Here is a 24,722-nt window from a genome sequence, read left to right on the forward strand (position 1 = left end):
TCGCCGGTTCAGCCGACGAGTACCGCGTAACCCGGTTTGACGACGTCGTCGATCAGCTCGAGTCGTTCGTCGAACGGGATGAACGCGGACTTCATGGCATTGATGGTGAACCGCTCGAGGTCCGTCCAGCCGTATCCGAATGTGCTCACCAGCTTGTGCATCTCGCGTGACATGGTGGTGTCGCTCATGAGCCGGTTGTCGGTGTTGACGGTGACGCGGAAACGCAGCCGGGCCAACAGATCGAACGGATGCTTCTCGAGGCTGTCGACTGCACCTGTCTGAACGTTGGAGCTGGGGCACAGTTCCAGGGGCATCCGCTTGTCCCGCACGTATGCGGCGAGCAGGCCGAGGTTCGGGACACCGTCGGAGGAGACGTCGATGTCGTCGATGATTCGCACTCCGTGCCCGAGTCGGTCCGTCCCGCAGAACGCGACGGCCTCCTGGATCGACGGCAGCCCGAAGGCCTCACCGGCGTGGATGGTGAAGTGCGCGTTGGCTGCTCGCATGTACTCGAATGCGTCGAGGTGACGACTCGGAGGGAAGCCTGCTTCCGCACCGGCGATGTCGAACCCGACGACACCGCGATCACGGAAGCGCACCGCCAGCTCGGCGATCTCCCGAGACCGCGCCGCGTGGCGCATGGCCGTCAGCAGACAACCGACCCGAATCCTCTTGCCGTTCACCCGTGCCGCCGACTCGCCGGCCCGGAATCCTTCGAGAACGTGCTCGACGACCTGGTCGAGCGAGAGCCCTCGATCCAGATGTTGCTCGGGTGCGAAGCGGACCTCTGCGTCGATGACCCCGTCGTCGGCGAGATCCTCGGCGCACTCACGCGCAACCCTCGACAACCCCTCCGGTGTCTGCATCACCGCAACGGTGTGCGCGAAGGTTTCGAGGTACCGCTCGAGCGAACCACTGTCGGCGGCAGTGCGAAACCACTCCCCGAGAGCCTGTCCGTCCGTCGCGGGCACGCCGTCGTATCCGCATTCCTCGGCGAGCTCCAGGACGGTCTGCGGCCGCAGACCGCCGTCGAGATGGTCGTGCAGCAGTGCTTTCGGAGCGGTCTTGATGGTGGGGAGGTCGAGCGGCGACGACCCGCCGGTGGACTCTGTCGATCTGGTCGCGGTACTCATGGTCCGACGGTAGCGCGATCGTCGAACGTTCGCGTGTCATCGGCCCCGCGCCGCACCCACGGCTGCGCGCTACCCGCCCACTCGTTCCAGGACGATGGGCGACGCCTCGAACGTGTCTCCGAAAGACCAGGCGTCGGCCATCGCCGCCGTCGCGTACTCGAACTTCTCGGGGGTGTCGGTGTAGAGGGTGGCGATCTTCTGCCCGGCGGTGACGCGGTCCCCAGGCTTCGCGTGCAGACGTACCCCGGCGCCCGCCTGCACCGGCTCGCCCTGCCGCTCCCGCCCCGCGCCGAGCCTCCAGGCGGCGACGCCCACACCCATCGCATCGAGGCCCGTGATCACACCGTCGGACTCGGCGGTGATGTCGTGCGACTCCGCCGCGACCGGAAGCGGAGCCGACGGATCTCCGCCCTGCGCGGAGATCATCGCCTTCCACCGGTCCATGGCAGTACCGTCGGCCAGCTTGTCCGCGGGGTCGACACCTTCGATTCCGGCTGCGGACAGCATCGTTCGGGCAAGCGTGACCGTCAGTTCGACGATGTCCGCGGGCCCTCCGCCGGCGAGAACTTCCAGCGATTCCTCGACTTCGAGCGCGTTGCCTGCGGTCAGTCCGAGCGGTGAATCCATCGCTGTCAGAAGAGCGATGGTGCGCACACCTGCGTCGCTTCCGAGATCGACCATGGCTTCCGCCAATGTCCGAGCGTCGGCGAGGTTCTTCATGAACGCGCCCGCGCCCACCTTGACGTCCAGGACGAGTGCGCCGGTTCCTTCGGCGATCTTCTTGCTCATGATGGAACTGGCGATCAACGGGATCGACTCGACGGTTCCGGTGACGTCACGCAGGGCGTAGAGCCTCTTGTCGGCGGGCGCGAGGTCCGCGTTGGCGGCGCAGACGACGGCACCGACCGCGGGATCGGCGAGGATCCGGTGGATGTCGTCGCCGGTCAGGTCCGCGCGCCACCCAGAAATGGACTCCAACTTGTCGAGCGTGCCCCCGGTGTGGCCCAGCCCCCGACCGGACAGCTGGGGAACCGCAGCGCCGCAGGCGGCCACCAGCGGGGCGAGGGGCAACGTGATCTTGTCACCCACTCCCCCCGTCGAGTGCTTGTCGACGGTGGGCCGGGGCAGACCGCTGAAGTCCATCGTCGATCCAGACGCGATCATCGCCGACGTCCATCGGCTCAGTTCGGAGCGCGACATGCCTCGCCAGAAGATGGCCATCGCGAGGGCGGCCATCTGCTCGTCGGCGACGACGCCCCGAGTGAAGGCGTCGATCACCCAATCGATCTGGTCGGCGGTGAGCTCGTGGCCGTCGCGTTTGGCGGAGATGACGGAAGTTGCGTCAGACATGGTTCCCCACTCTGCCCGATTCGAGGTCGTCCGGACCGAAGGCAGACGGCAGCAGGTCCCCCAGCGGGGTCGGTCCGGATGCGGCGTCGACGAGCAACCCGGCCCCGCCGAACTCGAACAACAACTGCCTGCATCGGCCGCAGGGCATCAACTTCTGCCCGCGGCTGTCGCAACATGCGAAGGCGACCAAACGTCCGCCTCCGGTCGAATGAAGGTTGGACACGAGCCCACACTCTGCGCAGAGCCCCAAACCATATGAGACATTTTCCACATTGCATCCGGTGACAATTCGCCCATCGTCCACTAAAGCCGCGGCACCGACCGGATAGTCGGAGTACGGCGCATAGGCTTGCCTCATAACCTCATGAGCTTTGTCTCGCAACGTTTTCCAGTCGATTTCAGGCATGCTCACAATCAAATCACGGGCGAGTCCGCCGTGCACCACAGACGACTGAACCGATCCCGAAGAATTGGGAAGGCAAACCTAACAACGAAATGCAGGTCAGTACGAATCTCGAGTCGAATTAGTTCCAAGTTTCCAATGGGTTTAGAGTTCGAAGACGGCGGCATTCGATAACCGTTCGGAGCCGGAGTAAGACAAATCGAGCCAGGCATTCAAGCCCCGGCTACCAGGCTCGACGCGTCCACCAATGACGTTGGAGGCTTTGCACTCGATGAGTAGCACGACGGAAGTCGCTCCGGCCAAGGAGCGTAAGCGGTCTCTGTACCGCGGTGATCCCGGAATGTGGTCCTGGGTTCTGCACCGGATCACCGGTGTGTTGGTGTTCTTCTTCCTGTTCGTCCACGTTCTGGACACCGCAATGGTCCGGGTCAACCCCGAGACGTACGACGCGATCATCGACACCTACAAGACGCCGCTCGTCGGCCTCATGGAGATCGGTCTCGTCGCTGCAGTGCTGTACCACGCACTCAACGGCATCCGCGTCATGCTGGTCGACTTCTGGTCCAAGGGACCGAAGTACCAGAAGCTGATGCTGTGGGTCATCGCCGCGGTGTGGATCGTGGTCATGATTCCGGGAGCGGGCCGAATCTTCTACAACATGTTCACAGCGAGCGGGCACTGATGGCAACGACACACGGATCCGAGGCCAAGTCCCTCGGCAAGACCTACGACCGACCGGCAAGCCTGGACAACCCGCGCTCGCCGCGCCGGAAGTCCCGCGGCAACTTCGAGCTGTACGCATGGCTGTTCATGCGATTCTCCGGACTCGCGCTCGTCGTCCTCGTTCTGGGCCACATGTTCATCATGTTGATGCTCGACGAGGGAGTGCACCGCATCAACTTCGCGTTCGTCGCCGGACGCTGGTCGAGCCCCTTCTGGCAGTTCTGGGACCTGACGATGCTGTGGCTGGCTCAGCTGCACGGAGGCAACGGCCTGCGCACCATCATCGCGGACTACTCGCGCAAGGACTCGACCCGATTCTGGCTGACGACGCTGCTCGTACTGTCGATGATCCTGATCATGGGCTTGGGCACCTACGTCATCTTCACCTTCGATCCGAACATTTCGGCGAGCTAAGGGAACTGAAGCATTCATGCAGGAACATCGTTATGACGTGCTCATCGTCGGCGCCGGCGGCGCAGGCATGCGAGCAGCCATCGAAGCCGGCCCCCGGGCCCGCACGGCGGTACTGACCAAGCTCTACCCGACGCGCTCGCACACCGGTGCCGCGCAGGGTGGCATGTGTGCCGCACTCGCCAACGTCGAGGAAGACAACTGGGAGTGGCACACCTTCGACACCGTCAAGGGTGGCGACTACCTCGCCGACCAGGACGCCGTCGAGATCATGGCCAAGGAAGCGATCGACGCCGTTCTGGACCTCGAGAAGATGGGTCTGCCGTTCAACCGGACACCCGAGGGCAAGATCGACCAGCGTCGTTTCGGTGGCCACACCCGTGACCACGGCAAGGCCCCCGTTCGACGTGCGTGTTACGCCGCCGACCGCACCGGCCACATGATCCTCCAGACGCTCTACCAGAACTGCGTCAAGCACGACGTGGAGTTCTACAACGAGTTCTATGCGCTCGATCTCTGCTTGACCGAGACGGACAACGGTCCGGTTGCGACCGGCATCATCGCCTACGAGTTGGCGACGGGCGAACTGCACATCTTCCACGCCAAGTCGATCGTCTTCGCGACGGGCGGCTCGGGCCGGATGTACAAGACCACCTCCAATGCCCACACGCTCACCGGCGACGGTATGGGCATCGTCTTCCGCAAGGGACTTCCCTTGGAGGACATGGAGTTCCACCAGTTCCACCCGACAGGTCTCGCAGGTCTCGGCATCCTCATCTCCGAGGCCGTGCGAGGCGAGGGCGGCATCCTCCGCAACGAGTCCGGCGAGCGCTTCATGGAGCGCTACGCCCCCACCATCAAGGACCTCGCACCTCGCGACATCGTCGCGCGCTCGATGGTCCTCGAGGTACTCGAAGGACGCGGTGGCGGTCCCAACAAGGACTACGTCTACATCGACGTCACGCACATCCCCGAGGAAGTTCTCGACGAGAAACTCCCGGACATCATGGAGTTCTCGCGCACCTACCTCGGCGTGGACCCCGTGAAGGAGCCCGTGCCCGTCTACCCGACGTGCCACTACGTCATGGGCGGTATCCCCACCAAGATCAACGGTGAGGTGCTGCGCAACAACGACGACATCGTCCCCGGCCTCTATGCGGCAGGTGAGTGCGCATGCGTGTCGGTGCACGGCGCAAACCGTCTCGGCACCAACTCGCTGCTCGACATCAACGTCTTCGGACGTCGCTCGGGCATCGCAGCGGCCAAGTACGCCAACTCCGTGGACTTCACCCCGCTTCCGGAGGAGCCGGCGAAGATGGTCGAGGAGTGGCTCGAGCTCGTTCTGTCCGACCACGGCCACGAGCGCGTCGCGGACATCCGCACCGAGCTGCAGCAGTCCATGGACAACAACGCCTCGGTGTTCCGTACCGAGGAGCGTCTCGAGACCGCGCTGAAGGACGTCCGCGCCCTCAAGGAGCGGTACAACCACATCACCGTGCAGGACAAGGGAACTCGCTACAACAGCGATCTCCTCGAGGCCGTCGAACTCGGCTTCCTGCTCGAGATGGCAGAGGTCACGGTCGTCGGAGCACTCAACCGGAAGGAATCGCGCGGCGGGCACGCACGCGAGGACTACCCCAACCGCAACGACGACGAGTACATGAAGCACACCATGGCCTACAAAGAAGGCACTGGCCTGCTCACCGACATCCGTCTGGACTACAAGCCGGTAATCCAGACCCGTTACGAGCCGATGGAGCGGAAGTACTGATATGAGCGCCCCCACTCTCGACAAGCCAGATCAGGTCGCCGAGCCGCCCGTGCCCAACGGTGCAGTGATGGTCACCCTGAAGATCGCCCGCTTCAACCCGGAGAACGGCGAAGGGCAGCACTGGGACAGCTTCCAGGTGCCGACGCTGCCGACGGACCGCCTGCTCAACCTGCTGCTGTACGTGAAGGGCTACCTCGACGGCACCCTGACGTTCCGTCGCTCCTGTGCGCACGGTGTCTGCGGCTCCGACGCCATGCGCATCAACGGCGTCAACCGTCTCGCCTGCAAGGTGCTGATGCGTGACATGCTGCCGAAGGACTCGTCCAAGTCGTTGACCATCACGATCGAGCCCATCAGGGGTCTGCCGGTCGAGAAGGACCTCATCGTCGACATGGAGCCCTTCTTCGATGCCTTCCGCGCCGTCAAGCCGTTCCTCATGGCCAGCGGCAACGAGCCGACGCGTGAGCGCATCCAGAGCCAGGCCGACCGCGCCCGGTTCGACGACACGACCAAGTGCATCCTCTGTGCATGCTGCACCACGTCGTGTCCCGTCTTCTGGAGCGACGGCAGCTACTTCGGTCCGGCCGCCATCGTCAACGCACACCGGTTCATCTTCGACAGCCGCGACGAAGGCGCCTCCGAGCGTCTGGACATCCTCAACGACGTCGAAGGCGTGTGGCGCTGCCGCACCACCTTCAACTGCACCGACGCATGCCCCCGTGGCATCCAGGTCACCAAGGCGATCCAGGAAGTCAAGCGCGCACTGTTGTTCGCTCGCTAGACCTCTGTCGCCACGGCGTCGCGGGTAGCCGCACCGCTGATCGCGTGAAAGGGCCGTGCATACGATCTGATCGTATGCACGGCCCTTTCGCGTATGTGGTGGGTCGGACAGGCCCCGCTGCGTCGAGGGGGAATCAGTCGTCGTGCCGGTCGTCCCAGTCATCGTCGTGCCGGTCGTCCCAGTCATCGTCGTGCCGGTCGTCCCAGTCATCATCGTGCCGGTCGTCCCAGTCATCATCGTGCCGGTCGTCCCAGTCGTCGTCGTGCCAGTCGTCGTCGAACGGCTGCGGTGGTACCCCTGGATCGGTTGGGTTCGGCGATGCCGGCGCGGAGTCGGGTGCGGTCGGAGCCGATGTCGGTAGCTGTGCGGGCGCTGGGCTGTCGTCGGCGAGTGCGACGGCGCCGATTCCGCCGAGTGCGAGAAGTGTCGCCGCGGATCCGGCGACGGCGAGTGTGACTACTTTCCTCATGGTGTGTTCCCTTCGATGTCCGACTTTCGGTGACATGGCAAGCATGTCCTCCGAACGTGAGAGGAAGAGGAAGCCGAGATGAGGAAATTCTCATCGTCCACCAGGGTGGATCAGGCCGAGGTCTTGGGCTTCGTCACCGCGGCACCGGCGTCGGACGGGAGGAGTAGGCCGCCGACCACCACGACGGTCATGAGGACCCCCAGTGAGGCGAAGGACAGTGCGAACGCCTGCCCCGACTGCCACCCCAACCCGCCGACGACGCCGGTGGACACGGTCAGGGCGATTGCTCCCAGCGCGACGCCCAATCCGGAGAACAGCTCTTGAGCCGACGCGTGGAACGTGTTGGCGTGGGTGAGTCTGTCGCTGTCGATGTCCGCGAAGGCCAGGGTGTTGTACGCGGTGAATCCGACGGACCGCAACGCCCCACTGATCACCAGGACGGCAGCGATGATCACCGGCGACGTGTCCACGTCGACGAGTGCTATCGCTCCGAAGCACAGCACCGACAACGCTCCGTCGGCGATGATGACGGTCCTGATTCCGAATCGTCGCATGAGCGGCGTCGTCGTCGGCTTGACGAGGATGTTGCCCGCGAACAGAGCGATGACCATCAGTCCGGAGACGAACGGCGACCAGCCGAAGCGAAGCTGGAACATCAACGGCAGCAGGAACGGGACAGCCGTGATCAGCATGCGGTAGAACGATCCGTAGGTCGCGGTGTTGCGGAACGACTCGATCTTCAGCACCGTCAGGTCCAGCAGCGGATGCTCGGTCCGGGTCAGGTGAACAGCGGCGACAGCCAGGACCAGCGCCGCGAAGACCACGCCGGTTCCCACCGTGAGCCAGTTCGTTCCCTCGGTGCGAACACCGTCTAGGGACACGATCAACACCGCGACACCGACGGCAGTAGCCACCAACCCGCGCCAGTCGAGTGGCCGACGCGCCCGGCTGCCGTCGACGCCGCGCACGAGCCGCAGTCCCACCACGAATCCGATGATGCCGAGCGGCACGTTGATCAGGAAGATCCACCGCCAGGACGCATAGGTGACGATTGCGCCGCCGACCGCGGGGGCGATGACCGGCGCGGTCAGTGCAGGCCAGGTGAGGTACGCGATCGCTCGCACGAGTTCGGTTCTCGTCGTGGCGCGCAGCACTGCCAGCCTGCCGACCGGCACCATCATGGCGCCGCCGACGCCTTGCAGTACCCGCATCACGACCAGAGCCGGAAGGGTCGGGCTCAGCGCACACCCGATCGACGCCGCGGTGAACACCACGATCGCAGCCAGGAACACACGTCGAACACCGAAGCGGTCGGCCATCCACCCGCTCGCCGGGATCAGAACGGCGAGCGTGAGGATGTACGACGAGATGGCGATACCGATGTCGACCGGATCCACTCCGAACGATTCGGCCATCGCGGGCACAGCGGTCGCGATGACCGTCGCGTCGAGAATTTCCATGAACAACGCGCCGGCGACGAGCAGCGCCAGCCCGCGAGGAAATACCGACGCGCCTGCGCCGGTCAGAACTCCTCGTGGGTGTCGGGATCCTGGCCCCAGATACGCCCACGCTCCAGTGACGAGATCGCCGCCACCTCGTCGTCGGTCAGGGTGAAACCGAAGATGTCGAGGTTCTGGCGCTGACGGTCAGGGTTGGACGACTTCGGTAGCGACACCGAACCGAGCTGATTGTGCCACCGCAGGACCACCTGGCCCGGCGAAACGTCGTGTGCGGCGGCTGCATCCGCAACCGGGTCGGCCTTCAACAGCTCCGAGCCTCGACCGAGTGGACTCCAGCTCTCGGTGACGATTCCGTGCTCGGCGTGGTACGCGCGCAACCGTGCTTGGGGGAAGTACGGATGGAGCTCGATCTGGTTGACCACCGGAGCAACTCCGGTCTCCTGCACCAGCCGGTCGAGATGCGCTTCGGTGAAGTTGGAAACACCGATCGACGTCGCGACACCGTCACGCTGGAGGTCGATCATCGCGCGCCACGTGTCCACGTACTTGTCCACCTTCGGCAGGGGCCAGTGGATGAGCAGCAGGTCGATTCGTTCCAGGCCCAGGTTCTCCAGCGAGAGCCGGACGGATTCCTTGGCCTCGTCGTAGCCGTGGTAGCGACCGGGAATCTTCGTCGTCACGAGAATCTCGTCACGAGGAACGCCGGACTCCCGGACAGCCTGTCCGACGCCTTCCTCGCTGCCGTACCGCAGCGCGGTGTCGATCAGACGGTAACCGGATTCGAGCGCCGACGTGACCGTCGCCGCCATGTCTTCCCCGTCGGCGACAACCGTCCCCAGACCCACTGCGGGGAGGACGGTTCCGTCGGCGAGCGGGAATGTCGATGTCATGGAACCTCTTTCGATCAGTATTCGACGGTGACCGTTCGGCCGCCCTCGTTCATCGATACCACGAGTGCGTCGGCGACGAGACCGGCGCGCAGGCCCGCGTCGGCGTCGGCGAGGGTGGAGGCGCGGCCTTCCTCGATCGAATCGACCCATTCCTGGAGTTCGAGTCGGTAGGCCTCGGCGTAGCGGGGAACCCAGTCGAGGGGGTATTCGATGGAGCGCTTGAGTTCGCTGTCGACGATGACGTGTGCCGGGATGGCGAACTGCGCGATCCCTTCTTCCCCGACGATCTCGCATCGCGTGTCGTAACCGTACCGTGCGTTCACGAACAGTTCGACGGTCATGAGAACGTCGGATTCGGTGCGCAGCAGCATGATCTGGGGGTCCTGACGAACTCCCGAGTACTTGCTGGTGCGTCCCGCATGCCAGCTGACCTCGGTGATGGGTGAGCCGAGCAGCCACGGCATGATGTCGAGCTCGTGGATCGCGGAGTTGGTGATGGTCGCGGCGGAGTCGCCGGGACCGGCCACCACGTTGCGGCTGATGCAGTGCGCAACGAGGGTGTCGCCGATCCGCTCGGGTGCCGCTGCGCGCTTGAGTTCGTTGTACGCGGGGTCGAATCGGCGCATGAACCCGACGGTGATGAGGTTGCGGTCGCCCTGTGCGGCGATTATCTCGCGGCACAGGTCGGCCGTCGGCGCGAGGGGCTTCTCGCACAGGACCGGCTTGGCCGCTGCGAGCGCGGCGTGCACGAGCTCGGCGTGGGTGGAGTCGTGCGACGCCACGACGATCGCGTCGACCGAGTCGCTGGCGATGAGCTCGAAGCCGTCGGCCGCCACGTCTGCGGCCTTCAGCTCTGCGGCGACGGTCTTGGCCCGGTCGGTGTCGAAATCGGCGACTGCCGACACCTCCGCACCCGAGATCGATCCGTTGATCTTGCGAGCGTGATCGGCACCCATGACGCCGACTCCGATGATTCCAACGCGTACAGTCATGTGCTGAGTATTACATCCTGATGTCCTAACAAACTACCCTTCGACAGAACAGGTTTGCCGATGACTTCGCTACCCGTCTCCACCGTGCCGAATCCGAACGAGGCACCGGTACTGCGTTGGGGCATTCTCGGTCCGGGCTGGATCGCGGACCGCTTCGCCGAATCGCTGGCGAAGAACTCGACTCAGCAGGTCGTGGCCGTGGCCTCCCGAAGCGAAGATCGCGCAGCGGAATTCGCCGGGCGCCACTCCCTGCCGAAGTCCTACGGAAGCTACGACGCTCTGCTCGCCGATCCGGACATCGACGTCGTCTACATCGCGACGCCGCACACCGAACACCACACGAACGCGCTGGCGTCGATAGCCGCAGGCAAGCACGTGCTCGTCGAGAAGCCACTTGCCGTCGATGCAACTCGCGCCGCCGAGATCGGTGCAGCCGCCGCCGAAGCAGGCGTGTTCGTAGGCGAAGCCATGTGGACGAAGTTCCTGCCGAAGTTCGACGTACTCCGGCAGATCGTCGACAGCGGCGTGCTCGGCCCGATCCGGACGGTCCTGGTGGACCACGGCGAGTACTTCACCACCGACCACCGCATCTACGACCCGGCACTGGCAGGCGGCCCGTTGCTGGACCTCGGCACCTACGACGCATCGTTCATCCACACGATCCTGGGTGCGCCCGAGTCCATCACCGCCGTCGGCCAGCCCGCGAACGACGAACTTAACGGCCAGGTCTCCGCCGTGCTGACCCACACCGGCGGCAACCATTCGGTCATGAACACCACGATCCTGAGCAACACCCCGACGTCGGCGACGATCTGTGGCCGCGACGGAACGCTGACGGTCGAGGGCCCGTTCTTCATGCCGGGATCCTTCACCGTGACCCTCCGCGACGGCGAGACCCTCGAGTACCGCGAGGACAAGGGCGTGCAGGTGGACGGTCTCCACTACGCAGCCGTCGATGCTGCCCGCGCGATCGGCGAAGGACGCCTCGAATCGTCGGTGCACACGATCGAGGACGCCGTGCAGACGTTGGCGATCATCGACTCGATTCGCGGACAGCTGGGCATCACCGACGGCCCGTTCGCCCGGTAACGACGCGCGCCGGAGCCCTCAGCGCACAGCCGGGGTGTTGAACCTCGTCACGATCTGGATCGGAGACGGCTCGGCCGCGACGCCGTCGACGGCACCTGCGGCCTGCATCAGCAGGCGGCAGGCCGTCCTGGCGTCGGCGCGCAGGTCGTGGTGCAGCACGGCCGACAAGGCTCCGGAGCGCAGCAGCGGCCGGTTGTCGCCGTCGAGGTCGTGTGCGACGAACACCCGGCACCTCCTGCCCGCCCGTTCGAACGCCCGGACCGCGCCGGTGTTGCCGCCGCCGATGGAGTACACGGCCTCGATGTCCGGGTACTCCGCGAGCGCGTCCGAGACCCGTTCCTCCACCGTCGAGTCGAGCCCCTCACTGTCGGATATCTCGACGACGCGTCTGCCGGAGTCCAACGCCCGCAACGTGCTGCGGAACCCGATCTCCCTCTCCCCCTCGTTCCTGAAGATGTTGCTGGTCAACAAGATCAGTACCGAGGACTGCGCGTCGCCCAGCCAGGAGTCGACCAGGTAGGCCGCGGTGGATCCCGCCGCCCGATTGTCGATGCCGACGTAGCCGAGCCGCGCGCTGCTCGGCACGTCGGTCACGTACGTCACGACGGGAATACCGAGTGCCACGAGCCGGTCGACCGCCTCCACCACCTCGGGGTCGTCCGGCGCCTTGACGATGACACCGTGCGATCCGCGCGCGGTGAACCGGCCCAGCGTGTCCACCATCTCGGTCACCGATTCGGTCTCCCGGAAGTGGAACCGGCACCGAACCACGGCGGGCGAGAGCATCGGCAGTTCCGCCTCCAGCGCCGCCCTGAATTCCGCCGAGAAGCGCGCGGGTGTCTGCATGACGACGTCGAACAGAAACTTCCTGCCGTTCAGACGAAGCTGTGACCGCTGTTTGTCCAGGTCGGAAATCGCTTGCTGCACTTCCGCTCTGGTAGCACTGCGCACCCCCGGCCGCTCGTGAAGTACGCGGTCGACGGTGGCGCGACTGAGCCCGGCTTGCTGGGCGATCTCACTGACCTTGTAGCGATGCGTCACGACCATCCTCTGAGGCGTTTTTGATGCGTTCCGACGGTTGATCCTACGCCTCGATCTGAGTCACACTCGAGGTCTACATTTCTCCTGCAGAAAGACCACCACAGATGGGCGTAACCGTCGGCGTCATCGGCCTTGGCCGGATCGGCGCATTTCACACCGACACACTGAGCACGCTCGCCGGGGTCGACGGACTCGTCGTCACCGACGAGCGCCCCGCCGTCACGGAGGCAGTCGCCTCGAAGTTCGGCGCCACCTCGGTCGACAGCGCTGAGGCATTGTTGAAGTCCGGAGTCGACGGAGCTGTCGTCGCTGCGGCAACTCCGGCACATGCTTCGCTCGTACTCGCCTGCGTCGACGCCGGCATCCCCGTGTTCTGCGAGAAGCCGATCGCCGCCACCCCCGGCGAGAGCCTTGCCGTCGTCCAGGGCATCGAGTCGTCGGGCGTCCAGGTGCAGATCGGCTACAACCGCCGGTTCGCACCGGCGTTCGCCGCGGCCAAGAACGCTGTTGCGTCGGGCGATCTCGGATGGCTGCACACCGTCCGCTCGACCACTCTCGATCCTGCGCCCCCGCCGCTCGACTATGTCGCGGTCTCGGGGGGCATCTTCCGTGACTGCAGCGTCCACGACTTCGACATCGTCCGGTGGATCGTCGGCCACGAGGTCACCGAGGTGTACGCGGCCGGGTCCAACCAGGGCGACCCGAAGTTCACCGAGTACGGCGACGTCGATACCGCTACGACGACGCTCACGTTCGAGAACGGAACGATCGGCGTCGTCTCGAACACCCGCTACAACGCGCGCGGATACGACTGCCGCCTAGAGGTGCACGGATCGAACGACGCCGTCGTCGCCGGCTGGGACCAGCAGGTTCCGGTGCGCAACCTCGAATCCGGTGCGACGTTCCCGGGTGGGACGCCTCACTCGTTCTTCATGGACCGCTTCACCTCGGCATACCAGGCCGAGCTCGGCGCGTTCGTCGACGTGATCTCCGGACGCATCGAATCCCCCTGCACCGCACGCGATGCGCTCGAAGTGGCCTACATCGCCGAGGCGGCCACCCTGTCCCTGCAACAGCACCGACCGGTGCGAATCGACGAGGTACGACTGTGACAACGACACACACCGACATCCGAATCGCCGGCGCGCCCATCTCCTGGGGCGTCTGCGAAGTTCCCGGCTGGGGATACCAGATCGACTCCCAGCGCGTCCTGACCGAGATGCGCGACGCCGGATTGACCGCCACCGAGGTCGGACCCGAAGGGTTCCTGCCCGCCGATCCCGACGAGCTGGCCGCAACCCTGGACAAGTACGACCTGAAATCCGTCGGCGGTTTCGCACCCGTGCTGCTGCATCACGCCCACCACGACCCGGTGCCCGGCATCGCCCCCCTGCTCGACGCGTTCGTCGCCTCCCGCGCCGAAGTACTCGTCCTCGCGGCAGCCACCGGCAGCGACGGCTACGACTCACGCCCCGAACTCGACGACGCACAGTGGAACACACTGCTCGGCAACCTCGATCGACTCCAAGCCGCTGCCGCGGAACGGGGCATCCGCGCCGTGCTTCACCCGCACGTCGGAACGATGATCGAACAGCGCGACGAGGTGCTGCGCGTGCTCGACGGCTCCTCGATCCCACTGTGCCTCGACACCGGCCACCTTCTCATCGGCGGAACGAACCCGCTCGAACTGGTGGAGGCCTACGCGTCGCGCATCACCCATGCACACCTCAAGGACGTCGACGCAGCGCTCGCCGGGCGCGTGCAAGCCGGTGAATTGACCTACACCGAAGCCGTCGCGCAGGGCATGTACACGCCACTCGGAACGGGCGACGTCGACATCGCGAAGGTGGTGAACGAGCTGCTCGACGCCGGTTTCGACGGCTGGTTCGTGCTCGAGCAGGACACCATTCTCGCCGAGGAGCCTGCCGGTGCCGGTCCTGTGAGCGACGTCATTTCCAGCGTCGCCTACCTTCGGAGCGTCGTGGAGGCCCGGGTACCGTCCTGAGACGTGAATCAACTCAGGATCGGCGTCCTCGGTGCATCTCGAATCGCCGAGGAAGCAATCGTCGAGCCCGCCACCGCCCTCGGACACCGCCTCGTCGCGTGCGCTGCGCGTGACAAGGCGCGTGCCGAGGCGTTCGGTGACAAGTACGGATTCGAGCGCGTGCTCGAGTCCTACCAGGACGTCGTCGACGACCCGGACGTCGACGTCGTCTACAACCCACTGGCGAATTCGCTGCACGCTCCGTGGAATCTGGCTGCGATCCATGCGGGCAAATCGGTACTGACCGAGAAACCGTTCTCTCGCGATCGCGAGGAAGCCGTCCGGGTCTCCGCTGCCGCGGACGCCGCGAACATCGTTGTCATGGAAGGGTTTCACTACCTCTTCCACCCCGTGACGCAGCGGATCTTCCAACTCGTCGCCGACGGCACGCTGGGCGAACTGCGCCACGTCGAGGTCGAGATGCGTATGCCCGCACCCGAGCCCGACGATCTTCGCTGGTCACTCGACCTCGCCGGCGGCGTCATGATGGACCTCGGGTGCTACGGGCTGCACGTTCTGCGCCACCTCGGCGCCTACGCGGGCGGCGAACCGACCGTTCGCGAGGCACGCGCCGTCGAACGGCACCCGGGAGTCGACGAGTCGTTCGACGCGAACGTCGAATTCCCCAGCGGCGCAACAGGTGCAACCCTGAACTCGATGACGGACCCGGACTATCTGTTCACCCTGCGCGTCACCGGATCCAGGGGCGAAGCGTTCGCGCACAACTACATCAAACCCAGCACCGACGACCGCGTGAGCATCACCGTCGGAAACACCACCAGTACCGAGCATCTGGGAACCCGCTCGTCGTACTCGTATCAGCTCGAGGCGTTCGCGCGTCACCTGCAGCACGGAACCGAGCTTCCGATGGGCCCCGGCGACGCCGTCGCGAACATGGCGATGGTCGACGACGCCTACCGGGCCGCAGGAATGTCGCCCCGCTAACGGGGCGACATCTCGGCATCACGCCCCTGGCGTCACCCAGCTGCCCGAAGCAACCGACTGCGTCATCGCGTCGAGCACCTCGGCGCTACGAACGGCGTCCCACACCGTCGCACCGGCGGGCTTGCCGTCTGCAATCGACTGGAGGAACCGCTTGGCCTCGATGATCTTGAGATCGTCGTAGCCCATCGACGAGGCCGAACCCGGTTGGAACGCACCGTATTCACCGTGCTTGGGACCGACGTACACCGTCTGGACGGACTGATCCTGGTACTTGTCTCCGACGCTCAGCCCGAGTTCACCCAGCCGGCGGAAGTCCCAGAAGACAGCGCCCTTGGTGCCGTGGATCTCGAAGCCGTACGCGTTCTGCTCCCCTACCGACACTCGGCTCGCCTCGAGCGTTGCGCGGGCACCCGACGCGAGCCGGATCTGGCTCGAGACATAATCCTCGTTCTCCACCGGACCCAGCTCCCCGCCCGTGGCGAGCGCATGTCCACTGGTCGCGCCGGTCGGCTTGGCGCGCTGCGGGACGAACACCGCGGTGTCGGCAACGAGGGACTCGATGTCTCCCAGCAGGTACCAGAGCAGGTCGGCACCGTGCGAGGCAAGGTCACCGAGGACGCCGTTGCCGCCGCGCGCCCGCTCGAAGCGCCAGCTCAGTGCACCGTCCGGGTGTGCGGCGTAGTCGCTGAAGAATCGGAAACGCGCGTGGGTGACGGTTCCGATCTCACCCGAGGCAATGAGCGCCTTCGCTTCCTCGACCGCGGGCGCGTTGCGGTAGTTGAAGCCGACGGCCGTCTGCACGCCCGCCTTGTCCGCCGCGACGGCGACTGCGCGCGCATCGTCGGACGACAGTCCCACGGGCTTCTCGATCCAGATGTGCTTGCCCGCCTCGACCATGGCGGTGCCGATGGTGCGATGCAGGAAATTCGGGGCCGTGATCGACACTGCACCGATGGTCGAATCGTTCTCGATGTCGTGCCAGTCGGTGGTGGCGTCGGCGAAACCGAACTGCGCAGCGGCTTCCTCGGCGCGCCCGGGAACCTCGTCCGCGACGGAGGCCAACACGGGCGTCAGCGCCAGATCCGGGTAGTGATGCCGGACGCGGGCGTAGGCCTGGGTGTGCACCCGGCCCATCCAGCCGAATCCGGCAACTCCGACGCGAATGTTCTGCTCTGAGCTCACGAGCTGTTCTCCTGACGTTTACGTGAGTGGAAATGTAGGCCAGGCCTACATTTCCACTCACGTGAAGGGGACGGTGGCGAATGGACGTCAGCTTTGGACCGGTCCAATCTATGTAAAGTGTGAACCACGCAGGACGGTCGAGTCAACACCGAACTGCTAGCGTTCACCCGGACCACCGGGATACGAGGAGAGGACGGCGCAGTGAGCAGGCCGACCATCCGCACAGTGGCAGCCCACGCAGGCGTGTCCAAATCTCTTGTCTCGCTCGTCCTCCGCGGATCCAGCTCGGTCAGCGACGAGAAACGCGCCGCTGTGGAACACGCCATCACCGAGCTCGGCTACCGCCCCAACCTGAGCGCCCGCAGCCTGACCCAACGCCGTACCGACATCGTCGGCGTTCTTCTCAACGACCTACGCAACCCCTGGTTCGTCGACTGCCTCGAAGGCATGAACTCGGTTCTGCAAGAACAGGACCTGAAGATGTTCCTCGCCGACGGCAGGCTGGACCGCAGCTCCGATTCGTCCTTCGTCCGAAGCTTCATGGATCTGCGACTCGACGGCCTCGCGCTCGTCGGCACCCGGACACCGACCCCCACGATCCTCGAGGCGGCTCGCACCATTCCGACGGTCGTGGTCGCCAGCCGCGACCTGGATCTACCCGGCGTGGACGTCGTCGCGAACGACGATGCGATGGGCACCGCACTCGCGATCGATCACCTCGTCGCACTCGGGCACACCCGAATCGCTCATCTCGCCGGAACCGGTGCAGTCGCGAACATTCGGGCCGCCAGTTACCGCGCTGCCATGGCCGAGCACGGACTGGACCGGTTCGCCTCGGTCGTCCCGAGCGGTATGACCGAGGACGACGGGTACGCCGCCGCGTCGGCGATTCTGGACGGTACCGACGCACCGTCGGCGATCTTCGCCGTCAACGACATCGTGGCCATCGGCGCGATGACGGCCTGCAAGGAACGGCAGATCTCCGTGCCCGAGGACATTTCCATCGTCGGCTACGACAACACCTCGCTCGCCGGCCTACGGCACGTGTGGCTCACCAGCGTGGACAACGCCACCTACGAACTGGGGCGTCTGGCGGCTACGGCGCTGGTCGGCCGCATCTCGGACGCCGCCGCACCGGGCACGCTCACCCTCATCCCCCCGAGCCTGCAGGTTCGGGGTTCGACAGCGGCGCCGCACTGACGTACTACCGGTCGACCACCGTGGTGTCGAAGTAGTACCGCGACGCCCGATAGGCGTGCGATCCGAACTCGACGACACTGCCGGAGTCGTCGAACGCGGTGCGGTGCATCGTGAGGAGCGGGGCCTTGTACTTCTCGTCCAGCAGCAGCGCCTCGTCGCGGTCCGCGGCCTTGGCGCCGATGCGCTGGCGAGCGAGCCGGATGTGCACTCCACGCGTACGCAGCGACTGGTAGAGACCGTGCGTCTCGAGTTCGTCCGGGTCGGGAGCGATGGCAGTGGGCAGATGGTTGGTCATCAGCGCCAGCGGCTCGCCGTTGGTACTTCTGAGTCGCCGAATGGTCGTGACCTCGGTGTCGTCGGAGATGTTGAGCTCACGCGCGACCTCGTCCGTCGCGATACCGACGTGATAGTCGAGAAGCTTGGTGGATGGGCTCTGGCCTGCGCGGGCCAGGTCGTCGAACAGGCTCGTCAGCTCGACGGGGCGGTGCACCGGACTCTGCACGACCTGGGTCCCGACGCCACGCTTGCGTACGAGCAGGCCTTTGTCGACCAGCTCCTGGATGGCGCGGCGGGTGGTCGGACGGGACAGGTTCAGCCGTTTGGCCAGGGCCAGTTCGTTCTCGAACCGGTCCCCCGGAGCCAATTGCCCACCGAGAATCGCGGCTTCGATCGCCTGCGCGAGCTGGAAGTAGAGAGGTACCGGGCTGCCCCTGTCGAGCTCGACGGACAAGGGCGTGGCGACCGACGACCCCATGGGGGGCGTGCCGGTTTCGCCTGCGGACACGTTGGACGCAGTCACAGTCCAGCTCTCCATATCTCCTCGAAGGGCGAGCAGATCCACGCCCAGCTTGATCGAGAGTGTAGGCGAACACTAGCATCGGCATGACTGGAAGTAAGAATGTCAGGACAAAGTATTGACATGACGCTGTGGTCTGAAGCACAGTAATAGCAGACAGGCTTTCCTGCGTAGCACCTCGCATGTTGTGTCCCCAATACCCTCTGGAGTCGATCTTGACCACCTCAGCCGATGCGAACACCACGGCCTTCGACGTCCTCGCCATCGGGCGCAGCGGCGTGGACATCTACCCCCTGCAGACCCGAGTCGGACTGGAACAGGTCGAGACCTTCGGCAAGTTCCTCGGCGGTAGCGCAGCGAACGTCACCGTCGCCGCAGCACGCCTGGGCAACAAGTCGGCTCTGATCTCGGGCGTCGGCAACGATCCGTTCGGCCGGTACGTCGCAGGCGAACTGGCCCGACTCGGTGTCGACAATCGCTTCGTCGTCACCGACTCGCAGTACGCGACACCGGTCACCTTCTGCGAGATCTTCCCGCCCGACGACTTTCCGCTGTACTTCTACCGCAAGCCGTCCGCACCCGACCTGCAGATCCGACCCGAAGACATCGACGTCGAAGCCGTGAAGAACGCACGCCTCTACTGGTCCACCGTCACCGGACTGTCGGAGGAGCCGAGCCGCAGCGCGCACTTCGCCGCCTGGGAAGCACGCGGCCGGGCACCACTGACGGTCCTCGACCTCGACTACCGGCCGATGTTCTGGGAAACCACCGCAGCCGCAACCGAACAGGTCCAGAAGGCGCTCCAGCACGTCACCGTCGCCGTCGGGAACAAGGAAGAGTGCGAGGTGGCCGTCGGCGAGACGGACCCGCACAAGGCCGCCGACGCCCTCCTCGACCTCGGTGTCGAGCTCGCGATCGTCAAGATGGGCCCGAAGGGCGTCATGGGCAAGACCCGATCGGAAACCGTCACCGTTCCCCCCAACTTCGTCGACGTCGTCAACGGCCTCGGTGCAGGAGACAGCTTCGGCGGCTCGCTGTGCCACGGACTGCTCGGTGGCTGGCCGCTCGAGAAGATCCTCCGATACGGAAACGCTGCAGGCGCCATCGTCGCCTCGCGGCTCGAGTGCTCCACCGCAATGCCCACCGCGGCCGAGGTCGCAGCTCTCGCAGAAGATTCCGCCACAGAAGAGAAGAAGACCGAGGCCGCCAATGTCTGAGACCACTTTGACCCCTGCACCTGCAGCGTCCAGCTACGCCGAAATTGCTGCCATTCGTGCGAGCGACCCGCAGGCCATCGAACGAGCATGGGCAACCCGCGCCACGCGTGAGACCATCCGCGGAAACGGCCGGCTCATGATCGTCGCCGCCGACCACCCCGCCCGCGGCGCACTGTCGGTCGGATCCAACATGACCGCGATGAACAGCCGCACCGAGCTGCTCGACCGTCTGCGCACCGCACTGGAGAACCCCGGCGTCGACGGTGTCCTCGCATCCTCGGAGATCTTGGACGACCTGGTGCTCCTCGGCGCACTCGAAGACAAGGTCGTGTTCTCGTCGATGAACCGTGGCGGGCTCGCGGGCGCATCGTTCGAACTGGACGACCGTATGACGGGTGCCACCGCAGCATCCACCGCCAAGGCCCGGATGAACGGCGCGAAGATGCTCACCCGCATCGCCCTGGACGATCCGGGAACACTGGAGACGATGACCGCCTGCGCCCAGGCGATCGACGAGCTCGCCGAGCGTCAGCTTATCGCCATGGTCGAGCCGTTCCTGTCCAGCCGCGTCGAAGGCCGCGTCAAGAACGATCTCAGTGCCGACGCTGTCATCAAGTCCATTCACATCACGCAGGGCCTCGGTTCGACGTCCGCCTACACGTGGATGAAGCTCCCCGTCGTCGACGAGATGGAGCGCGTCATGGACGCCACGACGCTCCCCACGCTGCTTCTGGGTGGAGATCCTCAGACCGCACCGGAGGAGACGTACGCGAGCTGGGCCAAGGCGCTCGAGATCCCGGCCGTCCGTGGTCTGATCGTCGGACGCACCCTGCTGTACCCCCAGGACGGCGATGTCGCAGGCGCCGTTGCCACCGCTGTGAACATGGTGAGGTGAGTCGATGAATTCCGAGTACTACATCGCAGCTGGATCCGGTAGCAAGGACGGCTTCGACGTCGTCGTGACACCCGAGTCCGCAGCCAGGAGTGGAGCCGGCGGAACGACCCGAATCGACTGGACGGAATCGAGTCTCTGGACGGTGACACTCGCGGCCGGACAGTCCGTCGATCTGAACTCCGGTTCCGACGAGATCATGGTCGTGCCGCTGTCGGGTTCGGCCACCGTCACCAGCGAAGGCACCAAGTTCGATCTCGCGGGGCGCGCATCCGTCTTCGACGGACCCTCCGACTTCGCTTATGTCGGAAGAGATTCCGCGTACACGCTCTCGAGCGTCGACGGCGGACGCTTCGCACTGTGCGGCGCCCGCGCCGAGAAGAAGCTTCCGTTCCGCTACGTCCCCGCAGCCGACATCTCTGTGGAACTGCGCGGCGCAGGAAACTGCAGCCGGCAGGTTCACAACTTCGGCACCGCCGACACCTTCGAAGCCGACTCGCTCATCGCGTGCGAGGTCATCACCCCCGGTGGCAACTGGTCGTCCTACCCGGGCCACAAGCACGACGAGAACACCGAGCACGAGTCCGCCCTCGAGGAGATCTACTACTTCGAGATCGCACCGGGCCCCGATAGCAGCAACGGTTTCGGTTACCACCGCGTCTACGGAACCCCGGCACGTCCCATCGAGGTCCTCGAAGAGGTCCGTACCGGAGACGTCGTCCTCGTTCCGCACGGCTACCACGGCCCGTCCGTCGCTGCACCGGGTTACCACATGTACTACCTGAACGTCATGGCCGGTCCGGGCCGCGAACGGGCATGGAACATCGTCGACGACCCCGAGCACACCTGGATCCGCGGCACCTGGGCAGACCAGGCCGTCGATCCTCGCCTTCCCCTCAACTCCGCATCGACAGGAGCATGACCGTGGTGTCCACCGCACCGATTTCGGCGAGCAAGACCGAAAACACCGAAGGCACGGTACATCTCACCGTGTCCCAGGCAACCGTGAAGTTCCTGGCGAACCAGTACGTCGAGCGTGACGGCGTGCGCACCAAGTTCTTCGCAGGCGCGTTCGGCATCTTCGGACACGGCAACGTGGCCGGCCTCGGCCAGGCGCTTCTGCAGGCCGAGATCGACGCCGTCGAAGCCGGCACCGAGCCGGAACTCCCCTACGTCCTGGGACGCAACGAGCAGGCGATGGTGCACAGCGCCGTCGCCTACGCACGGCAGAAGGATCGTCTCCAGGCGTGGGCCGTCACGGCCAGCGTCGGACCCGGCTCGACGAACATGCTGACCGGCGCTGCTCTGGCGACGATCAACCGCCTGCCGGTCCTGCTGCTGCCTGCCGACACGTTCGCCACCCGCGCGAGCGCCCCGGTGCTGCAGGAACTGGAGCTGCCGTCGAGCGGCGACGTCACGGTCAACGACTCGTTCAAGCCTCTCTCCCGCTACTTCGACCGCGTGTGGCGCCCGGAGCAGTTGCCCGGCGCACTGCTCGGTGCAATGCGCGTGCTCACCGATCCCGTCGAGACCGGTGCCGCCACCGTCGCCATCCCGCAGGACGTTCAGGCTGAGGCATTCGACTGGCCGGAGTCGCTGTTCGCGCCGCGTACCTGGCACGTCGCACGCCCGCTGCCCGAGAAGTCCGTGATCTCGCGAGCGGCCGAGGTAATCCGCACCGCGAAGAAGCCGCTGATCGTCGCGGGCGGCGGCGTGATCTACTCCGGCGCCACCGATGCACTCGCTGCACTGTGCGAGAAGACCGGCATTCCGGTCGGCCAGAGCCAGGCAGGCAAGGGCTCGCTGAAGTACGACCACCCGCAGTCCGTCGGCGCTCTCGGATCCACCGGCACCACCGCTGCCAACGCGCTGGCCACCGACGCCGACGTCATCATCGGGATCGGTACGCGCTACAGCGATTTCACCTCTGCATCGCGCACCGCGTTCAACAACCCCGATGTTCGGTTCGTCAACATCAACGTCGCGTCGATCGACTCGGTCAAGCAGGGCGGCATATCCGTCGTCTCCGACGCTCGCGAGGCCCTGGAGGCGTTGATCGACGCCATCGGCGACTACGAGGTTCCCGCCGAGTACCGCACTCTCGTCTCCGAGCTCGCTCAGCAGTGGGACGACACGGTTTCCTCGGTCTACAAGATCGAGGATTCCACCGCACCTCTGAACCAGAACCAGGTCATCGGCCTCGCGAACACGCTGTCCGACCCGCGCGACGTCGTCGTCTGCGCAGCAGGCTCGATGCCCGGAGATCTCCACAAGCTCTGGCGCACACGGGATTCCAAGGGATACCACGTCGAGTACGGCTTCTCGTGCATGGGCTACGAGGTGGCGGGCGGCATCGGCGCCAAGATGGCCGAGCCCGACCGCGACGTGTTCATCATGGTCGGTGACGGCTCCTACCTCATGATGGCGACCGAACTGGTCACCGCCGTGCAGGAAGGCGTCAAGGTCATCATGATCCTGGTGCAGAACCACGGGTTCGCGTCGATCGGATCGTTGTCGGAATCGCTCGGTTCCCAGCGCTTCGGCACCGACTACCGCTACCGCGCCGAGAACGGACGACTCCAGGGCGGCATTTTGCCGGTCGACCTCGCTGCCAATGCGGCCAGCCTCGGTGTCGACGTGGTGCGCGTGAACAACGGCAACGAGTTCACCGACGCGGTCAAGGCCGCCAAGGCGAGCGAAACGTCCACCGTCATCCATGTGGAGACCGATCCGCTGATCGCGGCACCGGACTCCGAATCGTGGTGGGACGTACCGGTCAGCGCGACCTCGACTCTCGAATCGACACAGACCGCGTACGCCACCTACGAGAAGTGGAAGAAGATCCAGCGCCCCTTCCTCCGCCCGTCCGGCAACTGACAACACTAGGACCAAGCCGACACCATGAAGATCGCACTCGATCCCACCCCGTTCCATCACGATTTCTCGCTGCTGGAGCTGCCCCGCGTCGTAGCCGACCTCGGCTACGAGTACCTGCAGCTGACCCCGCACGTCGACATGATCCCGTTCTACAACCACCCGAAGGCCGACGACGACCTGGTCGCCAAGTTCAAGAAGGCCTGCAAGGATGCCGGCGTCGGCATCGCCTCCGTGCTCCCCGTGTTGCGCTGGGCAGGCCCGGACGAGGATGCGCGCGAGGCCGCAGTTCGGTACTGGAAGCGAGCCATTCAGATCACCGTCGACCTCGGCGTGAACGTCATGAACACCGAGTTCAGCGGACGCCCGGAGAAGGCGGAGGAGTCCGAGCGAGCGTTCTACCGCTCGATGGAGGAACTGGTTCCGATCGTCGAACGTGAAGGTATCGACGTTCGCATCGACCCGCACCCCGACGATTTCGTCGAAGACGGACAGGCTGCCATCCGGGTCATCCGCGGCATCAACTCCAAGAACTTCGGCATGGTCGTCGTCGCGTGCCACCAGTTCCACATGGGTGGCGATCTGCCCGGAATCTTCGAGACCGCAGGCGATCTCGTTCGTCTGGTGCACGTCGCGGACACGATGGACCACCACCGCTCGCACGGGCTTCGCTACATCACGAACCCGCCCGGAAATGCAGTGCGCGTTCACCAGCACCTCAAGATCGGGGATGGCGACGTCAACTGGGACGAGTTCTTCGGCGGCCTGAGCAAGCTCGGGTTCTACGACAAGGACAACACCGTCATGGTCTCCAGCGTGTTCGGCGAGAACGAGAACGCCGACGAAGTGTCGCGTTACCAGCTGAAGACCATCAACGACTACATCGCACGGCACCGCTGACATCAGTTACAAAGGACAAGGACACTCATGAGCAACGTAATCGGACACTGGGTGGACGGTAAGCCGTTCGCTGGTACCTCCACCACCACCGCACCGGTCACCAACCCCGCCACCGGCGAGGTCACCGGCCAGCTCGCACTCGCCAACCTCGGCGACGCA

General features: G+C 65.2%; 24 protein-coding genes. 14 read left to right on the forward strand and 10 right to left on the reverse strand.

Translation table 11 applies throughout. From position 1 onward, the window contains the following. Positions 1-8: 8 nt before the first annotated feature. The 3 genes from CH292_RS01010 to CH292_RS01020 form a co-directional block, all read right to left on the reverse strand. Positions 9-1,133 (reverse strand): adenosine deaminase, encoded by a 1,125-nt coding sequence (locus CH292_RS01010; protein WP_094653811.1) that lies wholly within the window; start codon positions 1,131-1,133, stop codon positions 9-11. Positions 1,134-1,202: 69 nt separating this feature from the next. Continuing rightward, positions 1,203-2,483 (reverse strand): thymidine phosphorylase, encoded by a 1,281-nt coding sequence (locus CH292_RS01015; protein WP_094653812.1) that lies wholly within the window; start codon positions 2,481-2,483, stop codon positions 1,203-1,205. Continuing rightward, positions 2,476-2,889 carry a cytidine deaminase gene (locus CH292_RS01020; protein WP_094653824.1) on the reverse strand — a complete coding sequence of 138 codons (414 nt, stop codon included), beginning with the start codon at positions 2,887-2,889 and terminating at the stop codon, positions 2,476-2,478. The genes CH292_RS01015 and CH292_RS01020 overlap by 8 nt, the downstream gene beginning before the upstream one ends. A gap of 268 nt (positions 2,890-3,157) precedes the next feature. On the opposite strand from CH292_RS01020, the gene sdhC reads away from it, so the two are divergent. Genes sdhC through CH292_RS01040 form a run of 4 tightly spaced genes read left to right on the forward strand, consistent with a single transcriptional unit; the run spans position 3,158 to position 6,572 of the window. Then, positions 3,158-3,568: a succinate dehydrogenase, cytochrome b556 subunit gene (sdhC, locus tag CH292_RS01025; RefSeq protein ID WP_094620628.1), complete on the forward strand. Its 411-nt coding sequence runs from the start codon at positions 3,158-3,160 to the stop codon at positions 3,566-3,568. Continuing rightward, entirely contained in the window at positions 3,568-4,023 is a 456-nt protein-coding gene (locus tag CH292_RS01030) for a succinate dehydrogenase hydrophobic membrane anchor subunit (RefSeq protein WP_019666214.1), read from the forward strand. Before sdhC ends, CH292_RS01030 begins: the two co-directional genes overlap by 1 nt. A 16-nt stretch (positions 4,024-4,039) precedes the next feature. Continuing rightward, the gene (gene sdhA / locus CH292_RS01035; protein WP_019666215.1) at positions 4,040-5,791 is read left to right on the forward strand and encodes a succinate dehydrogenase flavoprotein subunit; all 1,752 of its coding nucleotides are present in this window, start codon (positions 4,040-4,042) and stop codon (positions 5,789-5,791) included. 1 nt (position 5,792) lies between these two features. Next, the gene (locus CH292_RS01040; RefSeq protein ID WP_019666216.1) at positions 5,793-6,572 is read left to right on the forward strand and encodes a succinate dehydrogenase iron-sulfur subunit; all 780 of its coding nucleotides are present in this window, start codon (positions 5,793-5,795) and stop codon (positions 6,570-6,572) included. A gap of 133 nt (positions 6,573-6,705) precedes the next feature. Here CH292_RS01040 and CH292_RS01045 read toward each other — a convergent pair whose 3' ends face one another. From CH292_RS01045 to CH292_RS01060, 4 genes are all read right to left on the reverse strand, one after another. Next, positions 6,706-7,041 carry a hypothetical protein gene (locus CH292_RS01045; protein WP_094653813.1) on the reverse strand — a complete coding sequence of 112 codons (336 nt, stop codon included), beginning with the start codon at positions 7,039-7,041 and terminating at the stop codon, positions 6,706-6,708. A 110-nt stretch (positions 7,042-7,151) separates the two neighbouring features. After that, entirely contained in the window at positions 7,152-8,531 is a 1,380-nt protein-coding gene (locus tag CH292_RS01050; RefSeq protein ID WP_094653814.1) for an MFS transporter, read from the reverse strand. Between the two features lie 32 nt (positions 8,532-8,563). After that, a complete protein-coding gene (locus CH292_RS01055) occupies positions 8,564-9,391 on the reverse strand; it encodes an aldo/keto reductase (RefSeq protein ID WP_037142828.1) in 828 nt (275 codons plus the stop codon). A gap of 14 nt (positions 9,392-9,405) precedes the next feature. Further along, positions 9,406-10,383: a Gfo/Idh/MocA family oxidoreductase gene (locus CH292_RS01060; protein WP_094653815.1), complete on the reverse strand. Its 978-nt coding sequence runs from the start codon at positions 10,381-10,383 to the stop codon at positions 9,406-9,408. A gap of 60 nt (positions 10,384-10,443) precedes the next feature. Here CH292_RS01060 and CH292_RS01065 point away from each other — a divergent pair, with 60 nt between their 5' ends. Beyond that, positions 10,444-11,472, forward strand: a complete 1,029-nt coding sequence (locus CH292_RS01065) for a Gfo/Idh/MocA family protein (protein WP_020112186.1) — start codon at positions 10,444-10,446, stop codon at positions 11,470-11,472. Between the two features lie 18 nt (positions 11,473-11,490). Here CH292_RS01065 and CH292_RS01070 read toward each other — a convergent pair whose 3' ends face one another. Further along, the gene (locus tag CH292_RS01070) at positions 11,491-12,513 is read right to left on the reverse strand and encodes a LacI family DNA-binding transcriptional regulator (protein WP_033190630.1); all 1,023 of its coding nucleotides are present in this window, start codon (positions 12,511-12,513) and stop codon (positions 11,491-11,493) included. 104 nt (positions 12,514-12,617) lie between these two features. On the opposite strand from CH292_RS01070, the gene CH292_RS01075 reads away from it, so the two are divergent. Genes CH292_RS01075 through CH292_RS01085 form a run of 3 tightly spaced genes read left to right on the forward strand, consistent with a single transcriptional unit; the run spans position 12,618 to position 15,502 of the window. After that, positions 12,618-13,625 (forward strand): Gfo/Idh/MocA family oxidoreductase, encoded by a 1,008-nt coding sequence (locus CH292_RS01075; protein WP_094653816.1) that lies wholly within the window; start codon positions 12,618-12,620, stop codon positions 13,623-13,625. Next, positions 13,622-14,518, forward strand: a complete 897-nt coding sequence (locus CH292_RS01080; RefSeq protein ID WP_020112189.1) for a sugar phosphate isomerase/epimerase — start codon at positions 13,622-13,624, stop codon at positions 14,516-14,518. The genes CH292_RS01075 and CH292_RS01080 overlap by 4 nt, the downstream gene beginning before the upstream one ends. Positions 14,519-14,521: 3 nt before the next feature. Next, on the forward strand, positions 14,522-15,502 hold the full coding sequence (locus CH292_RS01085) for a Gfo/Idh/MocA family protein (RefSeq protein ID WP_094653817.1): 981 nt from the start codon (positions 14,522-14,524) through the stop codon (positions 15,500-15,502). Positions 15,503-15,520: 18 nt separating this feature from the next. Here the strand turns inward: CH292_RS01085 and CH292_RS01090 are convergent, their stop codons facing one another. Then, positions 15,521-16,684, reverse strand: coding sequence for a Gfo/Idh/MocA family protein (locus CH292_RS01090; RefSeq protein ID WP_179277882.1), 1,164 nt, complete (start codon positions 16,682-16,684; stop codon positions 15,521-15,523). Between the two features lie 201 nt (positions 16,685-16,885). Between CH292_RS01090 and CH292_RS01095 the strand changes: the two genes are divergently transcribed. Continuing rightward, positions 16,886-17,884 carry a LacI family DNA-binding transcriptional regulator gene (locus CH292_RS01095; RefSeq protein ID WP_094653818.1) on the forward strand — a complete coding sequence of 333 codons (999 nt, stop codon included), beginning with the start codon at positions 16,886-16,888 and terminating at the stop codon, positions 17,882-17,884. 4 nt (positions 17,885-17,888) lie between these two features. Here the strand turns inward: CH292_RS01095 and CH292_RS01100 are convergent, their stop codons facing one another. Beyond that, positions 17,889-18,638, reverse strand: a complete 750-nt coding sequence (locus tag CH292_RS01100) for a GntR family transcriptional regulator (RefSeq protein WP_026347972.1) — start codon at positions 18,636-18,638, stop codon at positions 17,889-17,891. 257 nt (positions 18,639-18,895) lie between these two features. Between CH292_RS01100 and iolC the strand changes: the two genes are divergently transcribed. From iolC to CH292_RS01125, 5 genes are read left to right on the forward strand one after another with little or no spacing between them, the layout of a single operon-like run. Beyond that, a complete protein-coding gene (gene iolC, locus CH292_RS01105; protein WP_094653819.1) occupies positions 18,896-19,897 on the forward strand; it encodes a 5-dehydro-2-deoxygluconokinase in 1,002 nt (333 codons plus the stop codon). After that, positions 19,890-20,792 carry a hypothetical protein gene (locus tag CH292_RS01110; protein ID WP_020112193.1) on the forward strand — a complete coding sequence of 301 codons (903 nt, stop codon included), beginning with the start codon at positions 19,890-19,892 and terminating at the stop codon, positions 20,790-20,792. Before iolC ends, CH292_RS01110 begins: the two co-directional genes overlap by 8 nt. A 4-nt stretch (positions 20,793-20,796) precedes the next feature. Further along, the gene (gene iolB, locus CH292_RS01115) at positions 20,797-21,711 is read left to right on the forward strand and encodes a 5-deoxy-glucuronate isomerase (RefSeq protein ID WP_033190488.1); all 915 of its coding nucleotides are present in this window, start codon (positions 20,797-20,799) and stop codon (positions 21,709-21,711) included. Then, positions 21,708-23,666 carry a 3D-(3,5/4)-trihydroxycyclohexane-1,2-dione acylhydrolase (decyclizing) gene (gene iolD / locus CH292_RS01120; RefSeq protein ID WP_170947478.1) on the forward strand — a complete coding sequence of 653 codons (1,959 nt, stop codon included), beginning with the start codon at positions 21,708-21,710 and terminating at the stop codon, positions 23,664-23,666. Before iolB ends, iolD begins: the two co-directional genes overlap by 4 nt. Before the next feature lie 24 nt (positions 23,667-23,690). Beyond that, a complete protein-coding gene (locus CH292_RS01125; RefSeq protein WP_019666233.1) occupies positions 23,691-24,563 on the forward strand; it encodes a sugar phosphate isomerase/epimerase in 873 nt (290 codons plus the stop codon). The last annotated feature ends 159 nt before the right edge of the window (positions 24,564-24,722 follow it).

Origin of the sequence: Rhodococcus sp. 14-2470-1a, assembly GCF_002259425.1 — a bacterium.
GTDB classification, from domain to species: domain Bacteria; phylum Actinomycetota; class Actinomycetes; order Mycobacteriales; family Mycobacteriaceae; genus Rhodococcoides; species Rhodococcoides fascians_E.

Excerpts from the sequence above, each read along its gene's own strand:
- sdhC (WP_094620628.1), top strand. The coding sequence starts at position 3,158 with ATGAGTAGCACGACGGAAGTCGCTCCGGCCAAGGAGCGTAAGCGGTCT.
- CH292_RS01030 (WP_019666214.1), top strand. The coding sequence starts at position 3,568 with ATGGCAACGACACACGGATCCGAGGCCAAGTCCCTCGGCAAGACCTAC.
- CH292_RS01110 (WP_020112193.1), top strand. The coding sequence starts at position 19,890 with ATGTCTGAGACCACTTTGACCCCTGCACCTGCAGCGTCCAGCTACGCC.
- CH292_RS01060 (WP_094653815.1), bottom strand. The coding sequence starts at position 10,383 with ATGACTGTACGCGTTGGAATCATCGGAGTCGGCGTCATGGGTGCCGAT.
- CH292_RS01065 (WP_020112186.1), top strand. The coding sequence starts at position 10,444 with ATGACTTCGCTACCCGTCTCCACCGTGCCGAATCCGAACGAGGCACCG.
- CH292_RS01075 (WP_094653816.1), top strand. The coding sequence starts at position 12,618 with ATGGGCGTAACCGTCGGCGTCATCGGCCTTGGCCGGATCGGCGCATTT.
- CH292_RS01010 (WP_094653811.1), bottom strand. The coding sequence starts at position 1,133 with ATGAGTACCGCGACCAGATCGACAGAGTCCACCGGCGGGTCGTCGCCG.
- CH292_RS01020 (WP_094653824.1), bottom strand. The coding sequence starts at position 2,889 with ATGCCTGAAATCGACTGGAAAACGTTGCGAGACAAAGCTCATGAGGTT.
- CH292_RS01100 (WP_026347972.1), bottom strand. The coding sequence starts at position 18,638 with ATGGGGTCGTCGGTCGCCACGCCCTTGTCCGTCGAGCTCGACAGGGGC.
- CH292_RS01015 (WP_094653812.1), bottom strand. The coding sequence starts at position 2,483 with ATGTCTGACGCAACTTCCGTCATCTCCGCCAAACGCGACGGCCACGAG.
- CH292_RS01055 (WP_037142828.1), bottom strand. The coding sequence starts at position 9,391 with ATGACATCGACATTCCCGCTCGCCGACGGAACCGTCCTCCCCGCAGTG.
- CH292_RS01125 (WP_019666233.1), top strand. The coding sequence starts at position 23,691 with ATGAAGATCGCACTCGATCCCACCCCGTTCCATCACGATTTCTCGCTG.
- iolD (WP_170947478.1), top strand. The coding sequence starts at position 21,708 with ATGACCGTGGTGTCCACCGCACCGATTTCGGCGAGCAAGACCGAAAAC.
- iolB (WP_033190488.1), top strand. The coding sequence starts at position 20,797 with ATGAATTCCGAGTACTACATCGCAGCTGGATCCGGTAGCAAGGACGGC.
- sdhA (WP_019666215.1), top strand. The coding sequence starts at position 4,040 with ATGCAGGAACATCGTTATGACGTGCTCATCGTCGGCGCCGGCGGCGCA.
- CH292_RS01040 (WP_019666216.1), top strand. The coding sequence starts at position 5,793 with ATGAGCGCCCCCACTCTCGACAAGCCAGATCAGGTCGCCGAGCCGCCC.
- CH292_RS01045 (WP_094653813.1), bottom strand. The coding sequence starts at position 7,041 with ATGAGGAAAGTAGTCACACTCGCCGTCGCCGGATCCGCGGCGACACTT.